Below are 16,844 nucleotides of genomic sequence, written 5' to 3' on the forward strand. Positions count from 1 at the left end.
AGACCGCGGGGCCGCCAGCGCACGTAGGGGAGTTGGGTCCCAGGGGGGCGGCCCGGGCCTTGCCGGGACCTTGCCCGAGCCTTGCCGGGGCCTTTAATACGGGGCGTCGGCCGGGGTGGGATGCGAAGATTGCGCCATGACCACGCTGAAGTCCAGGCTCCAGGACGACCTCACGACCGCCATCAAGGCGCGCGACGAGCTGCGCGCCTCCACGCTCCGCCTCACCCTCTCCGCGATCGGTTACGAGGAGACCGCCGGCAAGCAGGCGCGCGAGCTCTCGGACGACGAGGTGCTCAAGGTGATCGTGCGCGAGGCGAAGAAGCGCAAGGAGGCCGCGGAGGCGTTCGACAAGGGCGGCCGGGCGGAATCGGCGGAGCGCGAGCGCGCCGAGGGCGAGGTGCTCGCCTCCTACCTGCCGGAGCAGCTGTCCGACGAGGAGCTGGACGCGATCGTGGCGGAGGCCGTGGCCGAGGCCGCGGCGGCCGGTGCCGAGGGGCCGAAGGCCATGGGCGCCGTCATGAAGATCGTGAAGCCGAAGGTCGGCGACCGTGCTGAGGGTGGCCGCGTGGCCGCCGCGGTCAAGCGCCACCTGGTCGGCTGAGGCAGGCAGCACCGTACGTAAAGAGCACCACCATACGTAAAGAAGGGGGCGCCCCCGCCGTCACGACAGCGGGGGCGCCCCCTTCTCTCAGGTTCCGGATCCTTGATCAGCCCTGGTCCGGAGTGCCGCCAGGGGTGCCGCCAGGAGTGCCGGCCGGGGTGCCGCCGGGCAGGGCGTCGCCGCCGGGCAGGGCCGGCGTCCCGGGCTTGCTGTCGAGGGTGTCGGTGGCGGGCTTGCCGTGGCCCGGCTTGCCGGTGCCGGGCTTGTTGCCCTGCTTGCCGCCGCCCGCGCCCGTACCGCCCGTACCGTTGCCGGGCTTGCGGCCGCCGCGGCCCGTGCCGCGCTTGTCACCGGTGCCCGGGTCGCCGCTCGCGTTGTCCCCGCCGCCGACGGCTGCGCCGCCGAAGGAGGGGGCGTCCTTGCCGTCCAGGGCGCCGTTCATCGCGTCGCGCCAGATGGGGCCGGGGGTGTCGGCGCCGTAGACCTTGTCGTGGTAGACGCCGCCGATGGTGATGTTCTCCATCGAGACCGCGTCCTCGGGCCCGCCGACCCACACGGCGCCCGCCATGTTGGGGGTGTAGCCGACGAACCAGGCGGCCCTGCGCTCGTCCGTCGTACCGGTCTTGCCCGCGCTGTCCCGGCCGCTGAGGCCGGCCTCCTTGCCGGTGCCGTCCTCGACGACGCCCTTCAGCAGGCTGTTGATCGTGTCGGCCGTCTGCTCGGACATCGCCCGGGAGCACTTGGTCTGCGGAACCTTCAGCGACTTGCCGTCGGGGCCGGTGGCCGAGGCGATCAGGACGGGGGAGCAGTAGGTGCCGTGGTTGGCGAAGGTCGCGTAGGCGGAGGCCATGGTCAGCGGGGACATGCCGGCCTCGGCGCCGCCGAGGGTGAGCGAGGGGTTCTCGTCGAACTTGCCGCCGCTGGCCGGCTTGATGCCCATCTTGCCGGCCATCTTGATCACGGGGCACAGGCCCAGGTCGCCGACCATCTGCACGAAGTAGGTGTTGACCGACTTCGCCAGCGCCTCGCGCATGCCGTACGGGCCGACTTCGCTGCGGTTCTCGTTCTGGACGGTCTCGCCGATGCTGTTCTTCCACGGCTTGCCGCAGGTCTCGACTTCCTCGGGGTACGGCATGCGGTACGGCGAGGAGTACGTCTGGTACGGCGAGGTGCCCTGTTCGAGGGCGGCCGCGGCGACGATCGGCTTGAAGGTCGAGCCGACCTGGAAGCCGTAGGTCGAGCCGCCCATGGACTTGTCGGCGGAGAGGTTGATCTGCGTCTGGTGCTCGCCGAAGCCGTACGGGCGGGACTGCGCCATGCCGAGCACCTTGCCGGTGCCGGGCTCGACGATGGTCACGGCGGTGGCCACCGAGTCGCTCTGGTAGACGTGATCGCTGATCGACTTCTGGATGGACTTCTGGGTCTGCGGGTCGAGGGTGGTGCGGATGACCAGACCGCCCTCGTTCCAGCGCTTGGCCCGCGCCTCCTTGGTCTTGCCGAAGACGGGGTCCTGCAGGAACGTCTCGCGCACGTAGTCGCAGAAGAAGCCGGCGTTGTCGACGGCGGTGATGCAGCCGCTCTTGGGACGGGAGACGTTGAGCTTGACGGGCTTGGCCTGCTCGGCCGCGACCTCCTCCGGCTTGATGTACTTCAGGTCCGCCATGCGCTGCAGCACGGTGTTGCGGCGCTTGGTGGCCTCCTTCGGGGCGCGCACGGGGTCGTAGCGGCTCGGCGACTGGACGATGCCGGCCAGCAGCGCGGACTCGCCGAGGGTGAGGTCCTTGGCGTGCTTGCTGAAGTAGCGCTGCGAGGCGGCTTCGACGCCGTAGGCCTGCTGCCCGAAGAAAGTGATGTTCAGATAGTTGTTGAGGATGCGGTCCTTGCCCAGTTCCTTCTCGACCTGGATCGCGTACTTCAGCTCCTTGACCTTGCGGCCGAGGGTCTGCTGGGTGGCGACGGCGACCTTCTCGGGGTCGTCGCCGGCCTCCTCGACGAAGACGTTCTTGACGTACTGCTGGGTGAGCGTGGAGGCGCCCTCGGAGACGCCGCCGGACTGTGCGTTCTTGTTGACGGCGCGCAGGACGCCCTTGAGGTCGATCGCGCCGTGCTCGTAGTAGCGCGCGTCCTCGATCGCCACTATTGCCTCGCGCATGTAGGGCGAGATGTCGTTCAGCGGCACCACGGTGCGGTCGCGCGAGTAGACCTTGGCTATCTCGCCGCCCTGGGCGTCGAGGATGGTGGTGCGCTGGCTGAGCGGCGGCGTCTTGAGGTTGGCCGGGATCTCGTCGAAGCCCTCGACGGTGCCCTTGGCCACCAGGCCGAACGCGCCGATGCCCGGTAGGGCCAGACCTGCCAGCACGACTCCCGAGAGCACGCTGACGCCGAGGAATTTCGCGGCCTGTCGGGTCCTGGAGGGACCCTCGCCCGAGCGCTTCATAGCCATGTGCGAAGCCTACGTTCTCATTCCGAGGACAGGCGCAGGTGTGTTCGCCTACGCTGTTTCACGCCAGTCACTTCAGGCACTCTCCCACCTCACCTTCACGCTCACTCTTGTGAGTGATGAGAGGTGTCCGTATTGCCGCCTCTGATGGTGGTTGCCCGTCGCTCCCCGGGTGGACTGCCCCTCTATGGAGGGAAAGGTCCCGCATGTCGCCAGCTCACTCCGTTGGGTGATCTGCCGCGTACGCATAGTCCGTTCGGGCCATTCAAGATTGGGCCCGCAGGGGGTGTTGCCCCCTGTCGGGCTTCCGTAACGTCCTCAACTGGCAACGGTGAATATGCCGCTGCCGCCGTGGGGGAGCCTCGATTCGGGAGAGGACGGCGCCAGCATGGGCTGGGTAACCGACTGGAGTGCGCAGGCCGCCTGCCGCACGACCGATCCGGATGAACTTTTCGTTCAGGGCGCAGCGCAGAACAGGGCGAAGGCGGTCTGCACCGGCTGTCCGGTGCGCACCGAGTGCCTCGCCGACGCGCTGGACAACCGCGTCGAGTTCGGCGTGTGGGGTGGGATGACCGAGCGCGAGCGGCGGGCCCTGCTGCGGCGCAGGCCCACGGTGACGTCGTGGCGCCGGCTCCTGGAGACCGCGCGTACGGAGTACGAGCGCGGCGCCGGGATGCTGCCGCTGGGCGAGCCGGGCTACGACGAGTACGCCGCGGTCGGGTAGGCCTGCGGGCACCTGCACGCTGTCGCGTTGACGCGCCTGACGTACGGCTACGGCGCCCACGGTTGACGTATGGCCGACGTACGGCCGGCGTACGGCTGGTGTACGGCGCCCAGGGCACGGCTCCGCGTCCTGCGTACGGCCGATGCCGTACTCACGTACGGCCCGTGCCGCGGCCGCCCTCCCACACCCCTGCGGCTCCCTCCGCGGTGACGGTCAGGGGCCCGGCGCCACGAGCCTGCGCGTGTCAGCTCGGATCGGCCGATTCCCTCGCGTCGGTGGCCGCCCGTTCCCCGGCTGTCGTCTGGTCGGCGGCTGTCGTCTGCTGGGCGGCTGTCGTCTGCTGGGCGAGCCGGTCACCGATCGAGCGGAGCCCGGCCAGGTCGTGCACGTCGCCGGGCAGCGCAGCCACCTCCGCCACCGGTACGTCGGGGTGCAACGCGGTGAAGCGGTCGCGGGTGCGCTGCTCTCGGGCAATGACCTGCATGCGGTCGGCGTGCAGCCGCAGCAGCCCCGCCGCGAGCTCCGCGGCACTCGGTCCCGTGGACGTGGGCTGGGGGAAGCCCCTCTCGGGGGAGGGAGAGGACGTGTCCGTGGGAGTGAGGGTGCCAGGGTCGTCAGCGGTACGTGAGCCAGCTTGCCCGCTGCCACGATCCACAATGCCGTCGCCGTCAAGATTTTCTGTGTATTCCCCTGGGCCGTTCACCAGGCCGCCCTCCAGGGCCTCGGCGGCGGCCAGCGCCCGTTCCGCCGACAGCCGGTCCGCCCCGCTGCCGTGGACCCGGTTGAGCACCACACCGGCCAGCGGCATGCGCTCCGCCGCCAGGCGCTCCACGAAGTACGCCGCCTCCCGCAGCGCGTCCCGCTCGGGCGCGGCGACGACGAGGAAGGCCGTACCGGGCGCCTGCAGCAGCCGGTAGGTGGCGTCGGCCCGGGTACGGAAGCCGCCGAACATGGTGTCCATCGCACCGACGAAGGTCTGTACGTCCTGCAGCAGTTGGGCGCCCATCAGTTTGTTCAGGGGGCCGCTCATCACCGACATGCCGACGCCCAGGAACTTCATCCCGGCCCGCCCGCCGACCCGCGCGGGCGCCATCAGCAGCTTGATGAGCTTGCCGTCCAGGAACGACCCCAGGCGGCTGGGCGCGTCCAGGAAGTCCAGCGCCGACCGGCTCGGCGGGGTGTCGACGACGATGAGGTCCCACTCGTCGCGGGCGCGCAGCTGGCCGAGCTTCTCCATGGCCATGTACTCCTGCGTGCCCGCGAAACCGGCCGACAAGGACTGGTAGAAGGGGTTGTCCAGGATGGCCCGTGCGCGGTCCTTGTCGGCGTGCGCCTCGACGATCTCGTCGAAGGTCCGCTTCATGTCGAGCATCATGGCGTGCAGCTCGCCGCCGGCGGAGCCGTCGATGCCGGGGACGCGGCGCGGTACGTTGTCCAGCTCGTCGATGCCCATGGACTGGGCGAGCCGACGGGCCGGGTCGATGGTCAGGACGACGACCTTGCGGCCGCGCTCGGCGGCCCGCAGGCCCAGGGCGGCCGCGGTGGTGGTCTTGCCCACGCCGCCGGAACCGCAGCACACCACGATGCGGGTGCGCCTGTCGTCCAGGATCGGATCTATGCCGAGCGGCTCCGCCGCCGGATCGAGGCTCACCCGCTCACTCCTTGGTGGTGCTGCCGTGGGTGTCGGTCGTGGTGTCGTGGGCGGCTGCCGCGCCCGTACGCGCGCCGTGCGCGCCGTCCGCGTCGGGGCCGGGCGCGCCGCCCCCGGGCGTACCGTCCGCGTGCCGCCGGTCCCGCGGTACGGGTGGCGACTGCTGTCCCGGCTGTGCCCGCTGCCCCTGCGGGGTTTCCTGCGGCTGCCTCTGCGTCTGCGCCGGTGCCTGCGCCTGCGTCCACTGATGGCGCAGGGCGCGGGCCATGCGGTACAGACCGGCCAGGTCCATGCCGTCGCCCTGCAGCGGCAGTTCGTAGGTGGGCAGGCCCAGGCCGGCGACGTCGGCGCGGACCCGGCGCTCGAGCGCGAGGCGCTCCGTGTGCTCGCGCGCTTCCTGCAGCAAGGGTTCCACGAGCGGCTCGCCGCGGCCCGTGCGCCGTGCGCCGCCGGAGCCGGTGCGCTCCAGGGCGTACTCCAGGGCGCGGACCACGTCCGGGCGCCGGCTGTGTGCGGCGGCGTCCACGGCCTGCTCGTCGAGGACCTGCGGCCGCACCATGTTGACGACGACACCGCCCACCGGCAGCCCGGCCGCCCGCAGCTCGGCGACGCCGTCCCGGGTCTCCTGGACGGGCATCTCCTCCAGCAGCGTCACGAAGTGCACTGCCGTCTCGGGGGACTTGAGGACGCGCATGACGGCCTGCGCCTGGTTGTGGATCGGCCCGATCCGGGCCAGCCCGGCCACCTCGTCGTTGACGTTGAGGAAGCGCGTGACGCGACCGGTGGGGGGCGCGTCCATGACCACGTAGTCGTAGGCGAAGCGTCCGTTGCGGTCCTTCCTGCGCACCGCCTCGCACGCCTTGCCGGTCAGCAGGACGTCCCGCAGCCCGGGCGCGATGGTCGTCGCGAAGTCGATCGCGCCGATCTTTCTCAGCGCCCGTCCGGCGGTGCCCAGCTTGTAGAACATGTGGAGGTAGTCCAGGAGGGCCCGTTCGGCATCGATGGCGAGCGCGTACACCTCACCACCACCGGGCGCGACGGCGATCTTCCGCTCCTCGTAAGGCAGCGCCTCCGTCTCGAAGAGCTGCGCGATCCCCTGCCGGCCTTCGACCTCGACCAGCAGAGCGCGCTTTCCTTCGGCCGCGAGGGCCAGTGCGAGGGCCGCGGCGACCGTCGTCTTGCCGGTACCGCCCTTGCCGCTGACGACATGGAGCCTGCTCATGAAGCGGAGCCTAATTCGTTGGTAACGGCCGGGCGGAACCAGGTGGGCAACATCCGGTCGTTCGAGTGCTGAGGGCCGTCACGCCTTAGTGGAGCGGGGCTTGTGAGGCCTCTGGTTAGACCGTGCGGTCGGTCCTCGTGCTCGAGGTGGTGGCGGTCGCGTGGGCGCCGGCCGGATGCCTAACACTGGCCGGGCGCTCGATGCCTCGCATGAGACCGGCGGCGTTCGGCGTCCTCGTGGCCGCCACCACCCGATGCTGCATTCGCTCGTTGATCTTCGTGGTGCGAGCCCGCCGCGCGGTGACCTCTTGTTACGCCCGAGCCTGTCCGAGCTCCCGTATAGACCGAGGCCCGCGCGGTGCGCTGGTGCCACGAACGGCTAGTGAGGTGGCGGACCAGCCCCGTGCTGAGTCCTGGAATTAGGTCGCTGCGTGGCCCGCATGCGCTCGTGACCAGCGCAAATCGTCCATGCTCAGGGGAGGAGCAACTTGATCTACTGCGGTATCGACTGGGCGGAACGGTCGCACGACGTGGCCCTGGTCGACGACTCGGGCCAGCTGCTGGCCAAGCGGCACATCACCGACGACGCGGCCGGCTACCGGATCCTGCTGGACCTGCTCGCCGAGTACGGCGACACCGAGGACACCCCGATCCCGGTGGCCATCGAAACGTCCCGCGGTCTGCTGGTCGCCGTGTTGCGGACTGGCAAGCGGAAGGTCTTCGCGATCAACCCGATGGCCGCCGCCCGCTACCGCGACCGGCACAGCGTCAGCCGGAAGAAGTCCGACCCCGGCGACGCCCTCGTCCTGGCGAACATCCTCCGCACCGACATGCATGCCCACCGGCCCCTGCCCAACGACAGCGATCTCGCCCGCGCTGTCGCGGTTCTCGCGCGCGCCCAGCAGGACACCGTCTGGAACCGCCAGCAGATCTCCAACCAGCTCCGTTCCCTGCTGCGCGAGTACTACCCAGCCGCCCTGGCCGCCTTCGAGCCGTGGAAGAACGGCCTATGCCGCCCCGAGGCCCGGGAGGTCCTCAAGGTGGCCCCGACCCCGTCGCGGGCGGCCCGGCTGACCCGCCCCCAGCTGGCCGCAGCGCTCAAGCGCGCCGGCCGCCAGCGCGGCATCGACGCCGAGGCCGAGCGGCTCCGCGAGGTCTTCCGCGCCGACTGGGCTCACCAGCCGCCCCTGGTCGAGGAGGCCCTCGGCCGGCAGATGCTCGCCCTCCTGGTCCAGCTCACCGCGGCCTGCACCGCCGCCGACGACCTCGCCGAGGCGGTGGAGGCGGCTTTCCCTCAGCACCCGGACGCTGACATCCTCCTCAGCTTCCCCGGACTCGGCGTCCAGCTCGGCGCCCGGGTGCTCGCCGAACTCGGGGACGACCGCGACCGCTTCGCCGACGCCCGCGGCCTCAAGGCATACGCCGGCTCCTCGCCCATCACCCGGGCCTCCGGTAAGAAGTCCAGCATCACCCGGCGCTGGGTGAAGAACGACCGCCTCAACCACGCAGGCTACCTCTGGGCCTTCTCCGCGCTGACCAACTCACCCGGCGCCAAGGCCCACTACCGACACCGTCGCGCCCAGGGAGACTGGCACGCTGCCGCCCAGAGGCACCTCTTCAACCGCATGATCGGACAGCTCTACCACTGCCTGAAGAACCGTGTCCTGTTCGACGAGGAGACGGCCTTCCCGACCGCCCTCGCGGCCGTAGCTTGACACCTTAGGAGCGTGAGGTGTCTAACCAGTCGCCGGGCGGGCTACGCACGAGGCCGTCGGTGCGAGGCATTACAGTCAGGCCATGACCAAGTGGGAATACGCGACGGTGCCGCTGCTCGTCCACGCGACCAAGCAGATTCTGGACACCTGGGGCGAGGACGGCTGGGAGCTCGTCCAGGTCGTGCCCGGGCCGAACAACCCCGAGCAGCTGGTGGCCTACCTCAAGCGGGCGAAGCAGTGACCGCGGCAGCGGGTGCCGTCGAGGCGCGGCTCGCCGAGCTCGGCCTGAAACTGCCGGCCGTGGTCCCGCCGCTCGCGGCGTACCAGCCGGCCGTGCGCTCCGGCGCGTACGTCTTCACCGCGGGCCAGCTGCCCATGGTCGAGGGCGCCATCCCGGTGACCGGCAAGGTCGGTGCCGAGGTGAGCCCCGAGCAGGCCAAGGAGCTGTCCGCCACCTGTGCGCTGAACGCCCTGGCGGCCGTGAAGTCGGTCATCGGCGATCTGGACAAGATCGTCCGCGTGGTGAAGGTCGTGGGCTTCGTGGCCTCCGCCCCGGACTTCACCGGTCAGCCCGGCGTCATCAACGGTGCGAGCGAGCTGCTGGGCGAGGTCCTGGGCGACAAGGGCGTGCACGCGCGCTCCGCCGTGGGCGTGGCCGTGCTGCCGCTGGACGCTCCGGTCGAGGTCGAGATCCAGGTGGAGGTCCGGGACTGATCCCGGTCTCCCGGGTCAGCGGTGTGCGCCTCGGACCCGCGCCCGACCCGGTGCTCTCGAACATCCGCACGTGAGCGCATAGCATCCGGTCATGTCGACTTCGAACGGCCAGTGGTACCCGCCGGAGTGGCCGGACCGGATCAGAGCGCTCGCCGGCGGCGAGCTGCGGCCCGTGGCGCCGCGCCGTGCCGCGACCGTCCTGCTGCTGCGCGCGGCGGCCGGCGGGCTCGCCGTTCACATGCTGCGCAGACGCGCCTCCATGGCCTTCGCCGGAGGCGCGTACGCGTATCCGGGCGGCTCCGTCGACCCGCGCGACGAGCGGGACGTGCCCTGGGCCGGGCCGGCGCCCGAGGAGTGGGCACGCCGGCTCGGTACCGACAGCGCCGGCGCACAGGCCATCGTGTGCGCCGCCGTCCGGGAGACCTTCGAGGAGGCGGGCGTCCTGCTGGCCGGCCCCGCCCCGGACACGGTCGTCGCGGACACCACGGGCGAGGAGTGGGAGGCCGACCGCGCGGCCCTGGTCAGCCGGGAGCTGGCATTCGCGGACTTCCTGGAGCGGCGCGGCCTGCTGCTGCGCAGCGACCTCCTGGGCGCCTGGGCGCGCTGGATCACCCCCGAGTTCGAGCCGCGCCGCTACGACACCTGGTTCTTCGTGGCCGCGCTCCCGGAGGGCCAGCGCACCCGCAACGCCTCCACGGAGGCCGACCACGTGGTGTGGACGGCCCCGGCGGCCGCGGCCGGCGGCTACGACCGGGGCGAGCTGCTGATGATGCCGCCCACCATCTCCACGCTGCGCTCCCTGCTGCCGTACACGACCACCGCCGAGGTGCTGGCGGCCTCGGGTGACCGGGATCTCACGCCCGTCCTCGCACAGGCACGGCTGGACGGGGAAGAGATCGTGCTGAGCTGGCCCGGGCACGACGAGTTCACCAAGCACATCGACGTCGTCCGGATCGCCGGGCCGACCGACCGAGGACCTGCGGGAGCCGACGCATGACGCACGCCACCGACCTGCCGGGACAGCCGCGCACGGGCGCCATCGGCGGCCCCGCGACCGACCGGGCGACCTGTGTCCTCGCGCCGAACCCGTCCCCGATGACGCTGGACGGCACCAACACCTGGATCCTCGCCGAACCGGACTCCGACCTCGCCGTCGTCGTCGACCCCGGGCCGGACGACGAGGCACACCTGCGCAACGTCGTCGCCACCGCCGAGGCCGCCGGCAAGCGCGTGGCTCTGACCCTGCTCACGCACGGACACGCCGACCACTCCGGCGGCGCGGCCCGCTTCGCCGAGCTGACGGGCACGCACGTACGGGCGCTGGACCCGGGGCTGCGGCTGGGCGGCGAGGGCCTGGGCGTGGGCGACGTGATCACCACGGGCGGCCTGGAACTGCACGTGGTCTCCACGCCCGGCCACACGGCCGACTCCCTGTGCTTCCACCTGCCCGCCGACGGCGCCGTGCTGACGGGCGACACCATCCTGGGCCGGGGCACGACGATCGTGGCCCACCCCGACGGGCGGCTCGGCGACTACCTCGACTCGCTGCGCCGGCTGCGCCTGCTCGCGGTCGAGGAGGGCGTGACGACGGTGCTGCCGGGCCACGGTCCGGTCCTGGACGACGCGCGCGGCGCCACCGAGTACTACCTGGCGCACCGGGCCAAGCGCCTGGCCCAGGTGGAGACGGCCGTGGAGAACGGCCACCGCACGGCACCCGAGGTCGTCGCCGCGGTCTACGCGGACGTCGACCGTGCCCTGTGGCCGGCGGCCGAGCTCTCGGTGCGGGCGCAGCTGGACTACCTGGAGGAGCACGGGCTCATCTGAGGCCTCGCCGGTGCCCGGGTACGCCGAAGGGCTCCGCGGCGCCGTTGGTGCGCTGCGGAGCCCCGGGCCCGGTGTCAGCGGGAGCGCTTGGCCAGACGCTCGACGTCCAGGAGGATCACGGCGCGGGCCTCCAGGCGGAGCCAGCCGCGGCCGGCGAAGTCCGCGAGGGCCTTGTTGACCGTCTCCCGGGAGGCGCCGACGAGCTGGGCGAGCTCCTCCTGGGTGAGGTCGTGCACGACGTGGATGCCCTCCTCGGACTGCACGCCGAAGCGGCGGGACAGGTCCAGCAGGGCCTTGGCGACGCGGCCGGGCACGTCGGAGAAGACGAGGTCCGACATCGAGTCGTTGGTGCGGCGCAGGCGGCGGGCGACGGCGCGCAGCAGGGCGGTGGCCACCTCGGGGCGCGCGTTGAGCCAGGGCTGCAGGTCGCCGTGGCCGAGGCCGAGCAGCTTGACCTCGGTGAGCGCGGTGGCGGTGGCGGTGCGCGGACCGGGGTCGAAGAGGGACAGCTCGCCGATCAGCTCGCCGGGGCCCAGGACCGCCAGCATGTTCTCGCGGCCGTCGGGGGAGGTCCGGTGGAGCTTCACCTTGCCCTCGGTCACCACGTAGAGGCGGTCGCCCGGGTCGCCTTCGTGGAACAGGGCGTCGCCCCTCGCGAGCGTGACCTCGCCCATCGAGGCGCGCAGCTCGGCGGCCTGCTCGTCATCGAGCGCCGCGAAGAGCGGGGCGCGCCGCAGAACGTCGTCCACGAGTTCTCTCCTTGTCGACATGCACAGAGGACCGTGGTCCCCATGATGCCCGTCGGTAAAACTGTGTGATCAAACACAAGTGTGGCGCATCGTCGCCGGAACCCCTACGGCAGGGGTCCGATTGGGCTGTGGTTTTTCTGCGGCCGGGGCGGATGTCGGTGGTGGGCTCTAGTCTGGCCGGTGTCCAATACGCCGGTGAGAGCACAGGGCAAGGGGGCCTGAAGGGTGAGCGCGGCCCGTGATTCCGCTGTGGGCGAACGCCCCGGCGCGAAGAAGACGAAAACCGCAAAACCGAACGAATCGCAGGACGCGGCCGGGGCGGGCCGGTCCGCCGCCGCGGAGCCCAGAGGCGCGGCGAAGGCGGCCGCGGAGCCGCCTGCGGAGAAGCCGCCGACCAAGAGGACGGCAGGCAAGAGGACGGCGGCCGAGAAGACGGCAGGCAAAAAGGCGGCCGCCAAGAAGACGGCGGCGAAGAAGCCCGCCGGCACGACCGCCGCCGCCTGGTGCGAGTCCCGGACGGCGCTCGTCCGGCGCGCCCGCCGGATCAACCGCGAGCTCGCCGAGCTGTATCCGTACGCCCACCCCGAGCTGGACTTCGAGAACCCCTTCCAGCTCCTGGTCGCCACGGTGCTGTCCGCCCAGACGACCGACCTGCGGGTCAACCAGACGACGCCCGCCCTGTTCGCCGCGTACCCGACGCCCGAGGAGATGGCCGCGGCCGATCCGGAGAAGCTGGAGCAGCTGATCCGGCCGACCGGTTTCTTCCGGGCCAAGGCGAAGTCCCTCATCGGCCTGTCCGCCGCCCTGCGGGATCGCTTCGGGGGCGAGGTGCCCGGCCGGCTGGAGGACCTCGTCACGCTCCCCGGCGTCGGCCGCAAGACCGCCAACGTCGTCCTGGGCAACGCTTTCGGCGTGCCCGGCGTCACCGTCGACACGCACTTCGGCCGGCTCGTGCGGCGCTGGAAGTGGACGGCCGCCGAAGATCCGGAGAAGGTCGAGGCCGATGTCTGCTCGCTCTTCCCGAAGAGCGACTGGACGATGCTCTCGCACCGGGTGATATTCCACGGTCGGCGCGTCTGCCACTCCCGCAAGCCGGCCTGCGGTGCCTGCCCCATCGCCCCGCTGTGCCCTTCCTTCGGCGAGGGCGAGACGGATCCGGAGAAGGCCCGGAAGCTGCTCAAGTACGAGCTGGGCGGCCAGCCGGGCCAGCGGCTGAAGCCGCCGCCGGACTATCCGGGCCGGCCCGCGCCTCCCCTGGGAGCCGCGTGACCGGACGCATGCCGCACGACCGCACCGCAGCAGAGGACGACGACCGGGGGAAGGCGATGACGAGCACGTACGGCCACGAGGTGGCCCGGGGCCGCGAGGGCCGGGTCGAGGTGACGGCCGAGGGGCTGCCGAAGTGGCTGGAGCCGGTGGAGCGTGCCGCGCGGCACGTGGAGCCGCACCAGCTCAGCCGGTTCCTGCCGCCCGAGACGGGGGGCCGGCAGTCCGCGGTGCTCATCCTGTTCGGCGAGGGCGAGCGCGGCCCGGAGCTGCTGCTCCTGGAGCGCGCCGGGACGCTGCGCTCGCACGCCGGCCAGCCGTCCTTCCCCGGTGGCGCCCTCGACCCGGAGGACGGCGACCCGGAGGGCGACGGCCCGCTGCGGGCGGCCCTGCGCGAGGCCCGGGAGGAGACCGGCCTCGACCCCTCCGGCGTGCAGCTCTTCGGTGTGCTGCCGCGGCTGTACATCCCCGTGAGCGGCTTCGTCGTGACGCCCGTCCTGGGCTGGTGGCACACGCCCAGCCCGGTGGCGCCGGTCTCGCCGCAGGAGACCGCCCGCGTCTTCACGGTCCCGGTGGCCGACCTCACCGACCCCGGGCGCCGTGCGATGGCGGTGCATCCCAGCGGTCACCGCGGTCCGGCGTTCCGGGTGGGCCCGGCGCTGGTGTGGGGCTTCACGGCCGGCCTGATCGACCGCATCCTGCACTTCGCCGGCTGGGAGCGGCCGTGGGACCGCGAGCGGGAGGTCCCCCTGGACGCGCGGGCCTGACCGGCATGAGACGGTGGCCCCCGGCGGCCTGCCGCGGACCCCGGCGCCGCCCCCGGACGACGACAATGCGAGGCATTCTTCGGTGAACGTGCTGGACATCGTGCTGCTGGTTGCCGCCGTGTGGTTCGCGGTCATCGGCTACCGACAGGGCTTCGTCGTCGGCGTGCTCTCGGTGATCGGCTTCCTCGGCGGCGGCCTCGCCGCCGTGTACGCGTTGCCGGTGATCTGGGACAGTGCGACGGACGACGCGCAGCCCGGCACGATCGCCGCTGTCGCCGCCGTCGCCGTCGTCATCCTGTGCGCCTCCGTCGGCCAGGCCGCCACCACCCACCTGGGCAACAAGCTGCGCCGCCACATCACGTGGTCACCGGCGCGCGCCCTGGACGCGACCGGTGGGGCGCTCGTCAACGTCACCGCGATGCTGCTGGTCGCCTGGCTCATCGGCTCGGCCCTCGCCGGTACGACGCTGCCGACGCTGGGCCGGGAGGTCCGCGGCTCCAAGGTGCTCCTCGGGGTGGCGCGGGTGGTGCCGCCGCAGGCGAACACCTGGTTCGCGGACTTCAGCAGCGCCCTCGCGCAGAACGGCTTCCCGCAGGTCTTCGCGCCGTTCTCCACCGAGCCCATCACCTCGGTGCCGCCGCCCGACCCCGCGCTGGCTGGCAGCCCGGTCGCCGTGGAGGCGCAGCGCAGCATCGTCAAGGTCGTCGGCAACGCCCCCAGCTGCGGCAAGGTGCTCGAAGGCACCGGTTTCGTCTTCGCCCCGCACCGGGTGATGACCAACGCGCACGTGGTCGGCGGCGTCGACGAGCCGACCGTGCAGATCGGCGGCCGGGGCCGGCTGCACGACGCGACGGTCGTGCTCTACGACTGGAAGCGCGACATCGCGGTGCTGGACGTGCCGTCGCTGGACGCACCGGAGCTGCGGTTCGCCGGGTCCGACGCCGACACCGGCAGGAGCGCCATCGTCGCCGGCTTCCCGGAGAACGGCGCGTACGACGTGCGGGCCGCGCGCGTCCGCAGCCGGGTCCAGGCCAACGGCCCGGACATCTACCACCGCGGCAACGTTCGCCGCGACGTCTACTCGCTGTACGCCACCGTCCGGCAGGGCAACTCCGGTGGTCCGCTGCTCACGCCGGACGGCAAGGTCTACGGCGTGGTCTTCGCGAAGTCCCTCGACAACGCCGAGACCGGCTACGCGTTGACGGCCGACGAGGTCCACCAGGACGCCGTGTACGGCAGCACGGCCGAAGGCAGGGTCAACACCCAGAGCTGCGCCCTGTGAGCCTTGAGGGAAGCCCTCAAGGATGCGTACGGCTGACGGGCGGGCGGTTCAGCGACTGCGGGGGTGCCGCAGCCGCGCCGAGACCCAGCGGGCGCGGCGGCGGATGATGCGCGGAATGCCGATCCGGGGATCCGGCCCCGCCTGTGGCCGCAGGGCGGCCCGGTCGGGGGCGGTCGTGACGGCGAGCGCGGTGTCGCCCTCGGCGCCGCGCTGCTGCGTCACGTCGGTCACGTCCGTTGCGTCACGGTAGTCGTGCGTCCAGCCCATACCTGAAGCTCTGCCCGGGGCCGGAGGTCGGTAATCGCCCGCGGGACCGGCAATTGGCCTATGCGCGAGGCAAATGGCCGTTCGATGAACGGATGTTCACACCGGTGTGGCTCCGTCAGCGGTCCGGCTCGGTGTCCTTCAGCCAGTTGATGAGCTCCGTCGAGAAGGCCGCGGGATCCTCCTCGTGGGGGAAGTGGCCGAGCCCCTCGAAGAGCCGCCAGCGGTAGGGCGCCTCCACGTACTCCCCGGAGCCCGCCGCGCTGCGCGTCCGCATCACCGGATCGAGCGATCCGTGCAGGTGCAGCGTCGGCACCCGCACCGGCCGCTTCATGCGGCGGTTGAACTGGACGCCGTCCGGCCGCGCCATCGAGCGCACCATCCAGCGGTACGGCTCGATCGAGCAGTGCGCGGTGGAGGGGATCGACATGGCCCGCCGGTAGGTCTCCACCGTCTCGTCGTCGGGCAGCCGCGGCCCGGACCACTCGCGGATCAGCCGTGCCACCAGCGCGGCGTCGTCCGCCAGCAGCCGCCGCTCGGGCAGCCAGGGCCGCTGGAATCCCCAGATGTGCGAGCTCGCCGCGCTCTGCCGCGGGTCGGAGAGCATCGCCGAACGCCACCGGCGCGGGTGCGGCATCGAGGACACCACGAGCCTGCGCACGAGCTTGGGCCGCATCACCGCGGCCGTCCACGCCAGGTAGCCGCCGAGGTCGTGCCCGACCAGCGCGGCGTCCGGCTCGCCGAGCGAGCGGACCACCCCGGTGATGTCGAGCGCCAGGTTCGCCGGGTCGTAGCCCCGGGGCGTACGGTCGCTGCCGCCCACTCCGCGCAGGTCCATCGCCACGGCCCGGAAGCCCGCCTCCGCCAGCGCCGGCAGCTGGTGCCGCCACGTCCACCAGAACTGCGGGAAGCCGTGCAGGAACAGCACCAGCGGCCCCTCGCCCATCTCGGCGATGTGGAACCGCGCCCCGTTCGCGGCGACGTCCCGATGGGTCCAGGGGCCCTCCGGACGTACGACCGCGGCGGGCGAGGGCGCCGCCGGGACGGGCGATGCGGGCGCCGGACGTCGTTCGGGGTCGGGGGATGCGGGCGCTGCGGAGGTATCGGGCACCGTCATACGGACGAGCGTGTCACAGATGCGTCCGTCCGGCTCGTGTCGGCCACGGGCCGGGGGTGCGGCTTGACGGTGCCCAGCACGGCCGCCGTCTCCTTCGCCGAGGCGATGCTCTTCTCGGGCTTCTTGATCTTCTTGAACTTGGCGATCGCCAGCAGGCCGAGGATCGCCGCGATCACCAGGTAGGCGCCGCCGGTGATCAGGAACGACCAGGCGAGCCCGAGGCCGGTGCTGTGGATCCCGTACGCCGCGGCGAAGCTCAGCACGGGCAGGGAGAACAGCGCCAGCACCCCCGCGGCGGCGATGGCGCCGCCACCGATGCCCAGGCGCCGGGCGTCCTGGCGCAGTTCCGCCTTGGCCAGCGCGATCTCGTCGTGCACCAGTGCGGACAGCTCGGTGGTGGCCTGTGCCACCAGCTGGCCGAGGCTGCGGTTCGCGCCGTCGTCGGCTGCGCTCATCGCCTGCTCCCTCATCGTCATCGGCTTCGTCCTCGCGGCACGGCCGCCGCCCGC

Annotated in this window: 16 protein-coding genes and 1 pseudogene; 10 read left to right on the top strand and 7 right to left on the bottom strand. The window is 72.0% G+C overall.

The genetic code is table 11. The features are described from left to right. Positions 1–136: 136 nt before the first annotated feature. The gene (locus ABD361_RS03805) at positions 137–601 is read left to right on the top strand and encodes a GatB/YqeY domain-containing protein (RefSeq protein ID WP_344433207.1); all 465 of its coding nucleotides are present in this window, start codon (positions 137–139) and stop codon (positions 599–601) included. 106 nt (positions 602–707) lie between these two features. On the opposite strand, the gene ABD361_RS03810 is transcribed toward ABD361_RS03805, so the two are convergent. Further along, positions 708–3,044, bottom strand: a complete 2,337-nt coding sequence (locus ABD361_RS03810) for a transglycosylase domain-containing protein (RefSeq protein ID WP_344433208.1) — start codon at positions 3,042–3,044, stop codon at positions 708–710. Positions 3,045–3,429: 385 nt separating this feature from the next. Here ABD361_RS03810 and ABD361_RS03815 point away from each other — a divergent pair, with 385 nt between their 5' ends. Beyond that, on the top strand, positions 3,430–3,765 hold the full coding sequence (locus tag ABD361_RS03815; protein WP_344433209.1) for a WhiB family transcriptional regulator: 336 nt from the start codon (positions 3,430–3,432) through the stop codon (positions 3,763–3,765). Positions 3,766–4,009: 244 nt separating this feature from the next. Here ABD361_RS03815 and bagB read toward each other — a convergent pair whose 3' ends face one another. Both bagB and bagA read right to left on the bottom strand, forming a co-directional pair. Next, entirely contained in the window at positions 4,010–5,416 is a 1,407-nt protein-coding gene (gene bagB, locus ABD361_RS03820) for an ATPase BagB (RefSeq protein ID WP_344433210.1), read from the bottom strand. A gap of 244 nt (positions 5,417–5,660) precedes the next feature. Further along, a pseudogene (bagA, locus tag ABD361_RS03825) lies at positions 5,661–6,638 on the bottom strand (ATPase BagA); the annotation flags it as partial. Positions 6,639–7,125: 487 nt separating this feature from the next. On the opposite strand from bagA, the gene ABD361_RS03830 reads away from it, so the two are divergent. From ABD361_RS03830 to ABD361_RS03850, 5 genes are all read left to right on the top strand, one after another. After that, positions 7,126–8,352, top strand: a complete 1,227-nt coding sequence (locus tag ABD361_RS03830) for an IS110 family RNA-guided transposase (RefSeq protein ID WP_344433211.1) — start codon at positions 7,126–7,128, stop codon at positions 8,350–8,352. An 82-nt stretch (positions 8,353–8,434) separates the two neighbouring features. Next, positions 8,435–8,593 (top strand): Sp36 family protein, encoded by a 159-nt coding sequence (sp36, locus tag ABD361_RS03835; RefSeq protein WP_093708112.1) that lies wholly within the window; start codon positions 8,435–8,437, stop codon positions 8,591–8,593. Continuing rightward, on the top strand, positions 8,590–9,066 hold the full coding sequence (locus ABD361_RS03840) for a RidA family protein (RefSeq protein WP_344433212.1): 477 nt from the start codon (positions 8,590–8,592) through the stop codon (positions 9,064–9,066). Before sp36 ends, ABD361_RS03840 begins: the two co-directional genes overlap by 4 nt. Positions 9,067–9,157: 91 nt before the next feature. Next, positions 9,158–10,063: an NUDIX hydrolase gene (locus ABD361_RS03845; RefSeq protein ID WP_344433213.1), complete on the top strand. Its 906-nt coding sequence runs from the start codon at positions 9,158–9,160 to the stop codon at positions 10,061–10,063. Beyond that, positions 10,060–10,890 carry an MBL fold metallo-hydrolase gene (locus ABD361_RS03850; RefSeq protein ID WP_344433214.1) on the top strand — a complete coding sequence of 277 codons (831 nt, stop codon included), beginning with the start codon at positions 10,060–10,062 and terminating at the stop codon, positions 10,888–10,890. Before ABD361_RS03845 ends, ABD361_RS03850 begins: the two co-directional genes overlap by 4 nt. Before the next feature lie 74 nt (positions 10,891–10,964). Here the strand turns inward: ABD361_RS03850 and ABD361_RS03855 are convergent, their stop codons facing one another. After that, the gene (locus ABD361_RS03855) at positions 10,965–11,639 is read right to left on the bottom strand and encodes a Crp/Fnr family transcriptional regulator (protein WP_004939715.1); all 675 of its coding nucleotides are present in this window, start codon (positions 11,637–11,639) and stop codon (positions 10,965–10,967) included. A 249-nt stretch (positions 11,640–11,888) separates the two neighbouring features. Here ABD361_RS03855 and nth point away from each other — a divergent pair, with 249 nt between their 5' ends. The 3 genes from nth (at position 11,889) to ABD361_RS03870 (ending at position 14,954) form a co-directional block, all read left to right on the top strand. Then, positions 11,889–12,908 carry an endonuclease III gene (gene nth, locus ABD361_RS03860; protein ID WP_344433215.1) on the top strand — a complete coding sequence of 340 codons (1,020 nt, stop codon included), beginning with the start codon at positions 11,889–11,891 and terminating at the stop codon, positions 12,906–12,908. A 56-nt stretch (positions 12,909–12,964) separates the two neighbouring features. Then, positions 12,965–13,672, top strand: a complete 708-nt coding sequence (locus ABD361_RS03865) for an NUDIX hydrolase (protein ID WP_344433286.1) — start codon at positions 12,965–12,967, stop codon at positions 13,670–13,672. Positions 13,673–13,754: 82 nt separating this feature from the next. Then, a complete protein-coding gene (locus ABD361_RS03870) occupies positions 13,755–14,954 on the top strand; it encodes a MarP family serine protease (RefSeq protein WP_344433216.1) in 1,200 nt (399 codons plus the stop codon). Positions 14,955–15,002: 48 nt separating this feature from the next. On the opposite strand, the gene ABD361_RS03875 is transcribed toward ABD361_RS03870, so the two are convergent. The 3 genes from ABD361_RS03875 to ABD361_RS03885 all read right to left on the bottom strand — a co-directional run bounded on the left by ABD361_RS03875 (position 15,003) and on the right by ABD361_RS03885 (position 16,790). Beyond that, positions 15,003–15,221, bottom strand: coding sequence for a hypothetical protein (locus ABD361_RS03875; RefSeq protein ID WP_344433217.1), 219 nt, complete (start codon positions 15,219–15,221; stop codon positions 15,003–15,005). 115 nt (positions 15,222–15,336) lie between these two features. Then, a complete protein-coding gene (locus ABD361_RS03880; RefSeq protein ID WP_344433218.1) occupies positions 15,337–16,335 on the bottom strand; it encodes an alpha/beta fold hydrolase in 999 nt (332 codons plus the stop codon). Beyond that, positions 16,332–16,790 carry a phage holin family protein gene (locus ABD361_RS03885; RefSeq protein WP_344433219.1) on the bottom strand — a complete coding sequence of 153 codons (459 nt, stop codon included), beginning with the start codon at positions 16,788–16,790 and terminating at the stop codon, positions 16,332–16,334. The genes ABD361_RS03880 and ABD361_RS03885 overlap by 4 nt, the downstream gene beginning before the upstream one ends. Positions 16,791–16,844: the final 54 nt, after the last annotated feature.

The organism is Streptomyces luteosporeus (assembly GCF_039532865.1).
Classification (GTDB): Bacteria; Actinomycetota; Actinomycetes; order Streptomycetales; family Streptomycetaceae; genus Streptomyces; species Streptomyces luteosporeus.